A 13,066-nucleotide genomic window follows, 5' to 3' on the forward strand; every position below is an offset into this window, starting at 1 on the left:
GGCGGCCGGCGGGCAGGCCGCATGCCGACCGGCGGGCCGCGCCGTCCAACGCGGGCCGCGCCGTCTAACGCGGGCCGAGCAGTTCGACCCGTACGTCCGCGGGGAAACCGGTCGTCGGGCCGGTCCGGCGGGCGAACTCGCGCACGCCGGCGAGCTGCTCCGGCCCGAAGCGGAAGTCGAGCGTGCGGAAGTACCGCTCGAGCAGCTCCGCGTCGAAGGACTCCCAGCGCGCCGCCTGCTCGGCCACCTTGGTGACCTCCTCCAGGGACAGGTCGCGGGAGGCCAGGAAGGCCCGGTGGACGTCGCGGACGGTCTCCGGCTCGCGCGCCAGGAAGTCCTTGCGGACCGCCCACACGGCGAAGACGAACGGCAGCCCCGTCCACTCCTTCCACATCAGCCCCAGGTCGTGGACCTGGAGCCCGAGCCGCGGCGCGTCGTGCAGCGAGGCCCGCAGCGCCGCGTCGCCGATCAGCACCGCCGCCTCGGCCTCCTGCATCATCAGACCGAGGTCGGGCGGACACGTGTAGTAGTCGGGCGACACGCCGTACGACTCCGCGAGGAGCAGCTGCGCGAGCCGCACCGAGGTGCGGGAGGTGGAGCCGAGCGCGACCCGCGCGCCGTCCAGCTCCGCCAGCGGCCGCTGGGACACGATCACGCACGACATGACGGGCCCGTCGCAGCCGACGGCGATGTCCGGCAGCGCGACGAGCTCGTCGGCGTGCCGGAGGTACTCGACGAGCGTGATGGGCCCGATGTCCAGGTCGCCGCGCACCAGCCGCTCGCTGAGCTTCTCCGGGGTGTCCTTCGTCAGCTCCAGGTCGAGGAGCGTTCCGGTACGGGCGAGGCCCCAATAAAGGGGCAGGCAGTTCAGGAACTGGATGTGTCCCACGCGGGGCCGGGTGCGCCGCTGATCGTCGGCCACGGCATCGGTTGCATTGTCCACATCGTGAGGCTAGACCCGTCTCGTCAGGCGGACATCGCCGGGGGCGTCCGAGCGGGGCTGCGCCGCGCTCACGTCAGCACATCGGAGACGCGCCAAACATTCGGGTGACGTGATCTTTCCCTCTACCGCTCCGAGCACGCTGCGTGCTACGCTCGACGCAAGTTGCAGTTTGGTTTCCCTTGCAGTACAGAGCCTGCGGAGCATGTGACCCGCAGGCTTTTGTAGTTTTCAGACTTGGTTGCAGGTTCTGGAGCAGGGCGACCCTTTGGCCCATAGGAGGGCTCATGGCTACCGGAACCGTGAAGTGGTTCAACGCTGAAAAGGGCTTCGGCTTCATTGCCCAGGAAGGCGGCGGCCCGGATGTCTTCGTCCACTACTCCGCGATCAACGCCTCTGGCTTCCGCTCCCTCGAGGAGAACCAGCAGGTGAACTTCGACGTCACGCAGGGCCCGAAGGGCCCGCAGGCGGAGAACGTCACCCCGGTCTGAGTGACCCCGGGGTCGACGATCGCGAACCTCTAGAGCTGTACCCAAGGAGCCCCGCTCCGTGCGCGAAGCGCACGAGCGGGGCTCCTGCCGTTTCCGGGGCGGTACGGCAAGGGTCCGGCCGTACGGCAAAGGTCCGGCCGTAAGGCGAAAGCCCTCCGTACGGCAAAGCCCGGTCGTACGGCAAAGCCCGGCCGTACGGCAAAGCCCGGTCGTACGCTGAATGCATGACCGAACGCAAACCGCCCGGCGTCAGCTTCGAGTCATTCGTGGACAAGCAGATCCGCGAGGCGACGGAACGCGGCGAGTTCTCCCGGCTCGAGGGCTTCGGAAAGCCGCTCGACGACGACACCGCGCCGTACGACGAGCTGTGGTGGGTCAAGCGGAAGATGCACCGCGAGGGCCTTTCGGCGCTTCCGCCGTCGCTGGCCCTGCGCAAGGAGGCCGAGGACGCGGCGCGGGCCGCGCGGGAAGCGGTGTCGGAGTCCCAGCTGCGCCGCGTCCTCGGTGACGTCAACACCAGGATCGCCGAGGCCCTGGCCCGCCCGCCGGCGGGCCCGCCGCTGAACCTGACACTGTTCGACGTGGAGGCCGAAGCGGCGGAGTGGCGCCGGGCCCGCGGCGGCGGGCGGTAGGTCCGCGGCCCCGTGAGGCCGTACGCCCTGACCGCCATGCCCTCCTCGAAGGTCCTCATCTACCCTGAGACCCGCTCGGCTTGACCATGCATCAGGGGCGACCAGGGGGACCACACCGGCATGAGCGGCGAGAAGGACGAACGCCCGGGGATAGGCACCGGCGCGGGGGACGGACAGGGCCCGGACGCGGCCTCCGGCAAGGCCGTCGGGAAGGCCTCCGGTAAGGCCTCCGGCGCAGGCGGCCGCAAGGGCGGCGAGGACGGCAAGGGCGTCGACGGGGGCAGCGGCATGAGCCCGCTCCGCGCCGGCGACCCGCGCGTGATCGGCCCGTACCGGCTGCTCGGCCGGCTCGGATCCGGCGGCATGGGGCGGGTCTACCTCGCACGCTCCGGCGGCGGGCGGACGGTCGCGGTCAAGGTCGTGCACGAGGAGCACGCACGGGACCCGCAGTTCCGGGCCCGGTTCCGCCGGGAGATCGCGGCCGTACGGAAGGTCGGCGAGCACTACACCGCACCCGTCCTGGACGCCGACGCCGAGGCCGACCGGCCGTGGGTGGCCACCGGCTTCGTGCCCGGTCCGTCCCTGGAACAGGTCGTACGGGAGCACGGGCCGCTGCCCGCCGACTCGGTCCTGGCCCTGGCGCTGGGCCTGCTGCGGGCCCTCCAGGGCATCCACGGAGCCGGCATCCTGCACCGGGACCTCAAGCCGTCCAACGTGATGCTCACCGTCGAGGGCCCCCGGGTGATCGACTTCGGCATCGCGCGGGCCCTGGAGCCCTCCGTCGAGTCGCTGCTCACCAGCACCGGCATGGTCGTCGGCTCGCCCGGATTCATGGCACCCGAGCAGGTCCGCGGCGAGTCGCTCGGCCCGGCCGCCGACGTCTTCGCACTCGGCTGCGTCCTGGCGTACGCGGCGACCGGCCGGATGCCGTTCGGGCACGGGGCGAGCAACCAGCACGCGATCATGTTCCGGATCGTCGAGGACGAGCCCGAGCTCGACCGGGTCGAGTCCGAGGAGCTGCGCGGCTTCCTCACCCGCTGCCTCGTCAAGGACCCCGGGCAGCGGCCCACCATCGCCGCCCTGCTCGCCGACCCGGCCCTCCCGGGCGAGGAGTCCGGCCGCGGCCCGGCCGCGGGCGGCGCCTGGCTGCCGCCCGAGCTGGTCGCCCGCCTGGCCCGGCAGGCGGCCCGGCTGCTCGACGTGGAGGCGGAGGCGGAGGAGGCCGAAAGGGCGGCGGACGCGGCGCAGGCGCCCGACACCGGCACCAGCAACGGCACCGGCACGGTCGCGCTGCTCCCGAAGCAGCCCGGGACGGCGGGCGCCGCATCCGGGCCCGACGCCACACCAGCCACACCAGCCACACCCGCCGTACCTGCCGTACCCGCCGTACCCGCCCAGGCGCGTGAGCCACGCCGCGCCTCGCGCGTCTGGGCGGTCGTGGCGGCCGTCTTCGTGGTCCTCGGCGTGAGCGGCACCGTCGTGAAGCTGATCGACGACGGCGCCCGCGAGCGGGATCTGGGCGCCTCACCCGGCGGGTCGAACAGCGCGTCGGCGCCCGCGACCGCCGGCACCGGCCCGTCCTCCGCTCCCCCGCCGGGCACGGACACCACGCCACCGGGCCGGAACCCGACGGCGGTACCGCCGCCCGGCGACACGGGCGCGGCGGGCGGCGGCGCCGCGGCCGGCGTCGGCCCGGGCGGCGGCACGGCGTCGGGAGGCGCGTCGGGAGGTGCGCTCGGCGGCGGCTCGTCGACGAGCACGGGGGGCTCGTCCGGCGGGCCGGCCTCCGGCGGATCGGTCTCCGGAGGTTCCTCGTCCGGAGGTTCCTCGTCCGGCGGCTCGTCCTCCGGCGGCGGTACGACGACCAGGCCGCCCGCGACCACCCAGGCACCGCCCCCGGCCACCGGAGGCACGGTACCTTCCGCCTTCGTCGGCACCTGGAAGTACACGAGCGCGTACAACATCGGGCAGCCCAAGACCGTGTACGTCTACCGGGTCGCACCCGGCCAGATCGCCGCCCGGATGATCACGGAGATCAACGGCGCGCACTGCGAGCACGTGGCCAAGCTGGTCTCGGTCACCGACGGCGGCAAGCGGATCAACCTGGGCGGCGCCGTCCTCGACCAGGCGAAGTCCAGCGGCTACCCGTCCTGCACGAACGGCGACGCGTCCGCGTTCGTCCTCGCCGTGCCGAGCGGCCTCACGCACGACGTCGGCCCGGCCCACGGCGAGGGCTACCACTACGAGCGCGCCTGACCGCTTACGGTGACGCCATGAAGAGCGCTGAGCTTCTCCTTGACGCCTTCGGCCGGATCCAGGAGGCCGTGCACGAGGCCGTCGAAGGACTGTCGGACGACGCGCTGGCCGAGCGGATCGATCCCGACGCGAACTCGATCGCCTGGCTGGTCTGGCACCTGACCCGGATCCAGGACGACCACGTCGCCGACGCCTTCGGGACCGAGCAGGTGTGGACGTCCGACGGCTGGTCGGGCCGCTTCGGCCTGCCGTTCCCCGAGAACGCCACGGGTTTCGGCCACAGCGGCAAGCAGGTGGCGGCGGTCCGCGCGCCCGCCGGCCTCCTCCTCGGCTACTACGACGCCGTCCACGCCCGCACCCTCGACCACGTGGGCGCGCTCACCGACGCCGACCTGGACCGGGTCGTCGACACCCGCTGGACCCCGCACGTCACCCTGGGCGTCCGCCTGATCAGCGTGATCGCGGAGGACAACCAGCACGCGGGCCAGGCGGCGTACGTCCGCGGCGTGGTGGAACGCGCCTGACGCGGCCGGGCCCACCGCCCGCCCGGTCCGGCGGGCCGGGATGATCCCCGCCCGGTCGGCCCGTCGGCCGGGCAGCCCGCCCGCACAGGCCGACCACTCCGCCCCGCGAGACCGACGCGCTCCGCCCCTCAGACCGGGGTGACGGCCTCACGGTGCCGGGCCAGGTTCCGTTCCAGGAGGCGGGTCGAGGCCGCGACGCCGACGCTCCGTTCCGGGTCGAAGACAGGCAGCCGTCCGTCGTCGGCCTTCAGCCCGGCCAGCGCCGAGTCCATCGCCGCGTGCGCCGCGAAGAGGCACGGCGTGCTGTAGATCGCCACGTCCACGCCCAGCTCCGACAGCTCGGAGAGCGAGAGCCGTGGCGACTTGCCGCCCGCGATCTGGTTGAACAGCAGCGGCTTCCCGTCCACGACCTCGCGGATCCGCCGGATCCACTCCACGCTCCGCACGCCGTCCACGAGGACCACGTCCGCCTCGGTCGCCGCCAGGCACTTCGCCCGGTGCAGGATGTCGTCCTCGTCCGTCGCGTCGGTACGGGCCACGACCACCAGGTCCCGCCGGGTCCGGAGCACCATGTCCAGCTTGGCCAGGTACTCCCCCAGCGGCAGCACCTGCTTCCCGTCCGCGTGCCCGCAGCGCCGCGGCCGCTTCTGGTCCTCCAGGATCACGCCGGAGGCACCGATCCGCTCCAGGCCCTCGACGACGTGACAGGCCACCTCGGGGTCGACGTAACCGTCGTCGATGTCGACGAGCAGGTGGTGCCGCGGGAAGGCACCGCGCAGCCGCTGCACGAACGCCAGCATGTCCGGCCACGCGATGAACCCGATGTCCGGCAGCCCGTAGTACGAGGCGGCGAAGCCGAAGCCGGAGACGAACATCCCGTCGTAGTGCCCGGCGGCGACGGACGCCGAGTACATGTCGTGGACGCCGATCAGGGGCGTGGTGCCGGGCGCGGCGATCCGCGCCCGGAGGTCGTTTCCGTAGCTGGGACGGTTCACGGACTGACTGACTCCTCGTCGACATCGACATCAACACGCTGACGCGTCGGCACTTTGCCGAAACAGGATGATTTCTGGAGACGAGCGCGAACCTTCGCTGACGGGAGCTTTACTCACTCTCCCGGGCGACCGTTTTCACCGGAACCGTCACTCGGCGGCCTTTCCGCCGGCCTCCTCCGCGGCCTTCCCGGCGGCCTCCTCGGCGGCCTTTCCGGCGGCCTTCCCGGCGGCCTCCTCGGCGAGGAACGCGCCCACGACCGCGGGGAGCAGCGGCGAGAGCATCAGGTCGTAGTGCGTTGCACCGGGGATGACCGCAAGGCGGGCGGAGGGCCGGCCGGCACCGTCCCAGCCCGGGTCCTTCAGGCCGCCGCCGAGGAGCCCGAAGAACTCCACCATGTGCGCCGGCCGGATGCCGTCGCCGTCGGCGAAGACCAGCAGGACGGGTGCGGTGACGCCGGCGATCTCCCCGGTCCAGTCGTAGTCGCGCCGGTTCATCGAGGTGACCTTCTCGACCAGCACCGGCCAGTCCTCGACGCGCGGCGCGATCCGCTCGTACAGCTCGTACATCGGCGACTGCTTCAGCGCCTCCGCCGCGCCCTCGTCCATCCGGTCCATCTGCGCCGTGACCTCCGGGAACCACCCCGAGCGCCGGGCCGGCAGCGACACGACCACGAGCCGCCGGACCAGGTCCGGGCGCTGGATCGCGAGCCGCAGCGCGGCGCCCGCGCCGAGGGAGTAGCCGAGCACGTCGGCGGGCGCCGCGCCGAGGTGCTCGAGCAGTCCGGCGACGTCGTCGGCCATCGCCTCGCCCGACATCGGCCGCCCGGCGACGTCCGGCGTCCGGCCGTGCGCCTGGAGGTCGACGGTGATCACGCGCCGCCCCTCCCCGCCTCCCGCGGCGAGGAACGGCTGGAACATCTCGCCGGCCCCGAACCCGCCGTGCAGCAGCACGAGCGGCGGCTCGGCGGATCCGGCGGCGCCGGGCTCGCCGCTCCCGCCGCTCTCGCCGCTCTCGCCGTGCTCCTCGTACCACAGGGACATCCCGTTGACGTCGGCGTAAGGCATCTCTCGGTCTCCTCTCGCGGGGCCTACGAGGGGTGGACGGCCCCGGCACCGAAAACTCATCGGTGCCGGACCGAGCGGGATCAGCGCGTCGGGACGGTCGCCCACACCGTCTTGCCGACACTGCGCTCCTTCACACCCCAGGCGGCGGCGAGGGCCTCGACGAGAGGCAGGCCGTAGCCGTGCTCGTGGAGACGTTCGAGGTGGCGGGAGGCGGGCTCGGGCAGACGCTCGGCGCGGGTGTCGGAGACCTCGATGCGGAGGTGGTCGCCGGGAGCGCCGAGGACCAGCCGCACCTCGAAGTCGCGTCCGGGCACGCGACCGTGCGTCACGGCGTTGGCGGCGAGCTCGGCGACGACGAGCTCGGCGGCGGCCGTGTCCGCGAGCCCCCAGTCCCGCATCTGCTGCACGGCCAGCAGGCGCGCGAGGCGCGCGCCCCGGCGCGTGGAGGAGAGCCGCTGCGCGAACACGCCGTCCCCCGCGCCCCTGAACCCACCGGTGGGGGTGGTCATTTCGGTCTTCATGGCCCGAGATTGGGCCCCTGGACTTACGCTGACCAGGGGCGACACGACGACGCTGAGTAGCGGTACGAGCACGCCAAGAGGGCGGTACGGATGTCGGGACACGAGGAGGAACGGCCGGAACGGCCGTCCGAAGTCGACGGTACGGCACACCTGTTCAGGGCGCTGGGCAAGATCATCAAGGTGCTGAGGAAGAACGCCGGCCTGAGCCAGGCGGAGCTTGCCGAGGCCACCCACTGTAGTGAGGACCTGGTGTCCTCGGTGGAACGCGGGGTACGGACCCCGCAGCCGGACTTCCTGGTCCGGGCGGACCCGGTACTGAAGGCCGACGGCGTGCTGATCGCGTCGGTCGACGACGTGAGGGCGGCCCTGGCACGGGCGCGGGTACGGCACCCGGACTGGTTCAGGGACTTCGCGAAGGAGGAGGCGGAGGCGGTGGCGTTGCACTATTACGCACCGCAGGCCGTACCAGGCATTCTGCAGACTCCGGCATACGCGGAGATCGTCTTCCGGTACCGGCGTCCGCTGTACGACGAGCCAACGATCGAGAAACGCTTGGCCGACCGACTCGCGCGCCAGGCCATCTTCGACACGTGGCCCGCACCCACGATGAGCTTCGTCATCGAGGAGTCGGTACTACGCCGCCCGCTGGGCGGTCGAGACGCCTTCCGAGAGCAACTGAGCCGCCTCATCGACGTCGGCAGGATGCGAAGCGTAACGCTCCAGGTCATGCCGACCAACCGTGAGGAACACCCCTCGTTGGACAGCTCGTTCACCCTGCTTACCCCCAAGGGGCGAAGGGAAGTGGCCTACACCGAGACGTACGGATACGCCCGGCTGATCACCGACCCGGAAGAGGTGCGCATGTACACCGAACGCTATGGGATCATCCGGGCACAGGCACTCACGCCCCACGAGTCCCTGGAGTTGATCGAGAAGATGCTGGGAGAGCTATGAACACCGCAGGTCTGGCCTGGTTCAAGAGCAGCTACAGCAGCGGCGAGGGCGGCGAGTGCGTCGAGGTCGCCTACGACTGGCGCAAGTCCAGCTACAGCGGCGGCGAAGGCGGGAACTGCGTCGAGGTCGCCGCTCACCCCACCACCGTGCACGTCCGTGACTCCAAGAACCCCGACGGCCCTCAGCTCGCCGTCGCCCCGGCGGCCTGGGCCGCGTTCGTGGGAGTGGCCGTAGCATCAGGCGCGTGACCGGTAGGAAATTCGTATTCCTCGACGTCGACGGCACCCTCATGGACGCCGTCGAGAACCAGCGGCGCGTCTGGCACGCCTGGGCCGCCCGCCACGGTCTCGACGGGGAGACGGTGTACGCCGTCGCGCTCAGGACGCGGCCGGTCGAGACGTTCGCGGCCGTGGCGCCGGGGGTCGACCCGGCCGCGTGCCTGGCGCTGCTGCACGAGCTGGAGGACGAGGACGTACGGACGGGCACGTACGCGGCCTTCGCCGGCGCCGCCGAGCTGCTCAAGGAACTGCCCGCCGACCGCTGGGCGCTGGTCACGTCGAACTACGAGCACCGGGTGCGCGGGCGGTTCGCGCGGACCGGGCTGCCGATGCCGGGGCTGGTGGTGGACGCGGCGTCGGTGAGCGAGGGCAAACCGTCGCCCGTGCCGTACCTGCTCGCCGCGGAGAAGCTGGGGGCGGATCCCGCCGACTGCCTGGTGATCGAGGACGCGCCGTCGGGAGTACGGGCAGGACGTGCGGCCGGCATGACGGTCTGGACCGTCAACACGGCGTCTCCGGCGGAGGGTTCGCACCGCCACTTCACGACGCTGGCGGAGGCGGCACCCGAGATCCTCGCGTGGGTGTGAGCCCCGCTCCTCCGCCCCGGGCGGTTCGGTCACCCCTCGGTGAACGTATGCCACCGAAGCTTGAGCAGCACTGTCCCCGGGGGCTTCCCCTGCGAGCCGACCGTTGTCATGATCCAGCCATGGCCGACAACATCTCCCCCGTGTACCAGGCGCGCTACGGCTGGGACCTCAGGACCACAGGGATCGTGGCGCTCTCCGCCGCCTTCACCACGGCCTTGCTGCTCCCGGGCATGCCGCTGTTCGCGCAGCTACTGGGCCTGCCCCTGTTCGGTGGGGGCGGGCTGTTCATGGCGTACGTGGCACTGAGCCGCAAGGTCGCGTTCCGGGTGGACGAGACGGGTGTGCTTCTCGGCGGGAACCCCGCCCGGTACAGGGCCACCACCGCCCATGTGCCCTGGGGCGACATCACAAGCTTCGTGCTCTGGCGCCAGGCCACGGGCCGTGCCTCCCTTCCCTATGTGGGGGTCACCCGGAGGGAGGGGGCTCCCGCCCTGCCCGGGGACGGTCCGAAGGCCCGTGCCGCCCTGAAGGTGCTCGTCCCGGTGCCCGCCGACGTCGCGATGGCCTCCCGGGCGGTGACCGGGTGGCGCTTCGACAAGGACCGACTGGTTGCCGCAGTAGCCCACTTCGCGCCCGACACCCCCGTGCAGGACTACCACTAGTGCCGGACTACCCCTCGTACAGGACTCCCCCCATGCGCGAGTCCGCGCGGCGCGAACGCCGAGGTGGCGGGCGCAAGCGCGCGGTCGGCAGGAACCCCCGTGGAGCCGACCCGGTTGGCGTTCGGGCCGGCAAGGCCACGTCTCACGGGATGAAGACCTTCACGGAGTCGTCCGCCCCGTCGTTTCGGTTGACGCCGATGAAGAAGTCGCTCCCGACGTGGGTGATGTCTTCGATCTCGTCGACCAGGTTCCTGCCCGGAATCCCGATGTCACTCTCCACATCGCCTCCGGACCAGTTGTACTGATACACCCAGTTCCACCCGGTCGCGGGCGTCGAGGTGTTGATGGACTTGGTGTTCCAGATGTAGTTCTCGGAACAGTCGATGCCCTGGTCGGAACGATTGTCGTGGCTTGTCAGATTGGTCTTCACCAGCGTCCATCCGCTCGTCAGCGAACCGGAGCCGGGATGGGTCCACAGGTTGCCCGCGCGGCGGGCGGCGTACTTGCCGGCCCCGCCGGCCGCGGTCGCGCTGTAGCAGAGGCCGCTGATGTTGCCGATGGGCAGGTGGACGACCTCGCTCGAGCCCACGGCACCCGACGCGTCCAGGTGGACGATCGCCACGGCGTCGCTCGGGTATGCCGACTGACTTCCCTGGGTCGCGATCAAGGCAGGACCGCGACCCTGGTAGTTCGGGTGGTAGGCGAGGTCGTTGCCGTGGCCGAGCGCGGGGATGGAGGTCGGCGCCCCGGCGCAGGTCCAGCTGGTTCCGTCCCAGGCCGAGCCGTCGCGCAACCACCGGGAGAGGACCGGCTCCGCCCCGCCCGCCTTGGTGAAAACGATGTAGAGCCGGCCGCCGGGCCCCGCGACCATGCCCTGCATGACGGTGCGGCCCGCCCTGCACGCGCTGCTGTTCGGGATGCGGAGCCGTTCCTCGCCGCTCCTGTCCGTGGCGGCGTGGGTGGGCGTCGTCGAGGCAATGGCCAATCCGGCCATGACCGCCAGCGCAGACGCGAAACTCAGTAGCTTCTTCACTCGGTACCCCCCTCGTGGCTGGGGAGGAGGCTACCGCGCCACCCCGCCTCACCACCCACCCGCGTCCCACGCCTTCGTGAGGACCTCTCAGTCGGCGGGCGGCTCGTACCACACCCGGCCGTCGTGGTCGGTCACCCGCCGGAAACCGGCGTCCTCCAGCAAGGCACCGTACTTGGCGCGTTGACGTCGGTTGACGACGGGCACGAGGGCCACGAGGGCGAGCAGCGCAGCCCCGACGATGAGGTTGACGCGCAGGCCGTCCCACCCGTCGCGCATGCTGAAAGCAGCTACGTGGAAGACGACGTAGAGAACCGCGTACACCGCGCGGCGGTGGAGTTGGCCCTCGGTGTACTGGTGCGCGCAGTCACACCGCATGCGGAGCTTGAGGAGCCGGACCGCCTCGTCCGCGAGGGGCGGCAAGGGACCTCCGTCCCGGGCTCGCGGATACCGCGCCCAGTTCCGCGCGGCACGCGCCCGGGCCTCCGGCCGGAGGTCGGGGGTGAACGACACCAGGAGACCGGAGGCGTTCTCCAGCGAGGCGTCCTGGTACTTGTACCCGAACTCCTGAGCCAGCGCGGCGAGTCGGGCCCCGTGGTGATTCCCCCCAGGAAAACGCCGACCATGACGAACCGCTCACCGGCCTCCATCCGCCGCAGCATCTTGCGTACGCGTCGCTTGCCCACCGCACCCCACCCCTCGTGTCCGTACTCGGCGATGTCTCCGGAACGGGCAGCCGCCGGCCCCTAGTCAGCGGGCAGCTCGTACCGCACCCGGCCGTCACGCCCGGTCACGGCGATGAAGCCCGCGTTCTCCAGCACGGTGGTGCACTTGGCGTGGTAGCGCCGGTTGAGGCTCAGCAGCGCCGGAATGAAGGCCAAGAGGGCGAGCTCGACGGCACCACCGACGAGTGCTCCGGTGCTGCCGAATCTCACGGCGACACTGATCTCCATCAGGGTGAGAACGACGATGGCGAAGACGAGGGCGCCCATGAGTTCGCCCCGGGTTTGCGGGCGGGTGAGTCCCCACAGCATGCGGGCCTTCATGACGTCGACCGTCTCGGTCGCAAGAGGCGGGAGCGGGCCTCCCTTTCCCGCCCGCGGGTACCGCGCCCGGTTCTCCGCGGCGCGCGCCTGGGCCTCCGGACGGGGGTCGGGACGGATGGACAGCGTGCAGCCGGTCTGGGTCCAGGCCGTGATGTCCTGGAAGTCATAGCCGAACTGCTCGGCGAGCGCCGCGAGTCGGGCGGGTTTGGCGTAGGACAGTCCGGCCCAGATGTGGACGTCGACCGGCTCCCCGGTCTCCATCCGCCGGAGCATCTTGCGCGCGATCCGTTTGCTCACGGGTCCCCCATCTCCGCTAGCCACCTTCCGGGATGAGCCTTCCACCGAGGCCGGCAGGCGGTCATGCCAGGAGTCCGGAAGAACGGACGGGGCGAGAACTGCCGAACTTCGGCAGGGGGTGGAGGGGGCGGAGGTGGGGTTCGTAGGGGCGGGGGTGCGGCTTGGCTTCTGGGGTTGGTGGGGCGGGCCGTGTCTGGTGGGCTTCTGGTGCGGCCGCCCTTGTTCCGAGTGTGGCTCCCTCCACCACCGCGTCAAGGGCGCTCCCTGGCGGTCGCGTCGCTTCGCGATGACCTGCGGTCACCCTTGACCCGGTGGCTCCGGGAGCCTTTTCACACTCGGAGGGCGGCCGGGGGCCCGGCCACGCGGACAGGCCTGGTGGGGGCGGGGCGCCGTGGGCGGGTGGCGGCAGCGTGGGTGGGAGTGGTCGGCCGGGCCGGGTGGGGCGGTGCCCGTCGGTTCGGGGTGCGCGGTAGTGGAGTGGGGTGCCCATTCCCGGCTCGGCGGCCTGCGGGCTGGTGTTTGGTCGGGGTGCATGCCCCGCTGGTCATTCCCGGTGGGTGGAGAAGGCGGGTGTGGGGCGGGAAAAGTGGCATGGCGCGGGCCGTCATGTGACGAGAGGGGGCTGGTGTGACGTGTGAGGCGGCCAGGTCTCTTCGCGATCGGACTTTGCTCGCTCGGGCAGGCTCGATCACCAATCTCGCCGGTCGGCATGGGTACCGCTGTGACGGCAAGGAACTCGTGTGACGCCTGAGATCCCGCGAACCTCTTCGCGGCGGGAGTCGGCCTGG

General features: G+C 71.6%; 15 protein-coding genes. 8 read left to right on the forward strand and 7 right to left on the reverse strand.

Annotated elements, in window-relative coordinates; translation table 11 throughout:
* Nucleotides 1-64: 64 nt before the first annotated feature.
* Nucleotides 65-943, reverse strand: a complete 879-nt coding sequence (locus ESG85_RS33490) for a menaquinone biosynthetic enzyme MqnA/MqnD family protein (protein WP_128984944.1) — start codon at nucleotides 941-943, stop codon at nucleotides 65-67.
* Between the two features lie 284 nt (nucleotides 944-1,227).
* Between ESG85_RS33490 and ESG85_RS33500 the strand changes: the two genes are divergently transcribed.
* From ESG85_RS33500 to ESG85_RS33515, 4 genes are all read left to right on the forward strand, one after another.
* Entirely contained in the window at nucleotides 1,228-1,431 is a 204-nt protein-coding gene (locus ESG85_RS33500) for a cold-shock protein (protein ID WP_046908818.1), read from the forward strand.
* Nucleotides 1,432-1,655: 224 nt separating this feature from the next.
* Nucleotides 1,656-2,063: a DnaJ family domain-containing protein gene (locus ESG85_RS33505; RefSeq protein ID WP_128984945.1), complete on the forward strand. Its 408-nt coding sequence runs from the start codon at nucleotides 1,656-1,658 to the stop codon at nucleotides 2,061-2,063.
* A 288-nt stretch (nucleotides 2,064-2,351) separates the two neighbouring features.
* Nucleotides 2,352-4,319 carry a serine/threonine-protein kinase gene (locus tag ESG85_RS33510; RefSeq protein ID WP_128984960.1) on the forward strand — a complete coding sequence of 656 codons (1,968 nt, stop codon included), beginning with the start codon at nucleotides 2,352-2,354 and terminating at the stop codon, nucleotides 4,317-4,319.
* 17 nt (nucleotides 4,320-4,336) lie between these two features.
* Entirely contained in the window at nucleotides 4,337-4,843 is a 507-nt protein-coding gene (locus tag ESG85_RS33515) for a mycothiol transferase (RefSeq protein ID WP_128984946.1), read from the forward strand.
* A gap of 128 nt (nucleotides 4,844-4,971) precedes the next feature.
* Here ESG85_RS33515 and ESG85_RS33520 read toward each other — a convergent pair whose 3' ends face one another.
* The 3 genes from ESG85_RS33520 to ESG85_RS33530 form a co-directional block, all read right to left on the reverse strand.
* The gene (locus ESG85_RS33520) at nucleotides 4,972-5,838 is read right to left on the reverse strand and encodes an isocitrate lyase/PEP mutase family protein (RefSeq protein ID WP_128984947.1); all 867 of its coding nucleotides are present in this window, start codon (nucleotides 5,836-5,838) and stop codon (nucleotides 4,972-4,974) included.
* A gap of 147 nt (nucleotides 5,839-5,985) precedes the next feature.
* A complete protein-coding gene (locus tag ESG85_RS33525; RefSeq protein WP_128984948.1) occupies nucleotides 5,986-6,903 on the reverse strand; it encodes an alpha/beta fold hydrolase in 918 nt (305 codons plus the stop codon).
* A gap of 80 nt (nucleotides 6,904-6,983) precedes the next feature.
* The gene (locus ESG85_RS33530; RefSeq protein ID WP_128984949.1) at nucleotides 6,984-7,424 is read right to left on the reverse strand and encodes an ATP-binding protein; all 441 of its coding nucleotides are present in this window, start codon (nucleotides 7,422-7,424) and stop codon (nucleotides 6,984-6,986) included.
* Nucleotides 7,425-7,514: 90 nt separating this feature from the next.
* On the opposite strand from ESG85_RS33530, the gene ESG85_RS33535 reads away from it, so the two are divergent.
* From ESG85_RS33535 to ESG85_RS33550, 4 genes are all read left to right on the forward strand, one after another.
* Nucleotides 7,515-8,378: a helix-turn-helix domain-containing protein gene (locus ESG85_RS33535; RefSeq protein WP_128984950.1), complete on the forward strand. Its 864-nt coding sequence runs from the start codon at nucleotides 7,515-7,517 to the stop codon at nucleotides 8,376-8,378.
* Nucleotides 8,375-8,626, forward strand: coding sequence for a DUF397 domain-containing protein (locus tag ESG85_RS33540; RefSeq protein WP_128984951.1), 252 nt, complete (start codon nucleotides 8,375-8,377; stop codon nucleotides 8,624-8,626). Before ESG85_RS33535 ends, ESG85_RS33540 begins: the two co-directional genes overlap by 4 nt.
* On the forward strand, nucleotides 8,623-9,243 hold the full coding sequence (locus ESG85_RS33545) for an HAD family hydrolase (RefSeq protein ID WP_128984952.1): 621 nt from the start codon (nucleotides 8,623-8,625) through the stop codon (nucleotides 9,241-9,243). The genes ESG85_RS33540 and ESG85_RS33545 overlap by 4 nt, the downstream gene beginning before the upstream one ends.
* Before the next feature lie 119 nt (nucleotides 9,244-9,362).
* Entirely contained in the window at nucleotides 9,363-9,905 is a 543-nt protein-coding gene (locus ESG85_RS33550) for a hypothetical protein (RefSeq protein WP_128984953.1), read from the forward strand.
* Between the two features lie 142 nt (nucleotides 9,906-10,047).
* On the opposite strand, the gene ESG85_RS33555 is transcribed toward ESG85_RS33550, so the two are convergent.
* The 3 genes from ESG85_RS33555 to ESG85_RS33565 all read right to left on the reverse strand — a co-directional run bounded on the left by ESG85_RS33555 (nucleotide 10,048) and on the right by ESG85_RS33565 (nucleotide 12,278).
* Complete coding sequence (locus ESG85_RS33555) at nucleotides 10,048-10,899, reverse strand: hypothetical protein (protein ID WP_128984954.1); 852 nt, start codon at nucleotides 10,897-10,899, stop codon at nucleotides 10,048-10,050.
* A gap of 126 nt (nucleotides 10,900-11,025) precedes the next feature.
* Nucleotides 11,026-11,358: a hypothetical protein gene (locus ESG85_RS33560; RefSeq protein ID WP_128984955.1), complete on the reverse strand. Its 333-nt coding sequence runs from the start codon at nucleotides 11,356-11,358 to the stop codon at nucleotides 11,026-11,028.
* 323 nt (nucleotides 11,359-11,681) lie between these two features.
* Nucleotides 11,682-12,278 (reverse strand): hypothetical protein, encoded by a 597-nt coding sequence (locus ESG85_RS33565; protein ID WP_128984956.1) that lies wholly within the window; start codon nucleotides 12,276-12,278, stop codon nucleotides 11,682-11,684.
* Nucleotides 12,279-13,066: the final 788 nt, after the last annotated feature.

The sequence above is a fragment of the Streptomyces roseicoloratus genome, assembly GCF_004117935.1.
Taxonomy (GTDB): domain Bacteria; phylum Actinomycetota; class Actinomycetes; order Streptomycetales; family Streptomycetaceae; genus Streptomyces; species Streptomyces roseicoloratus.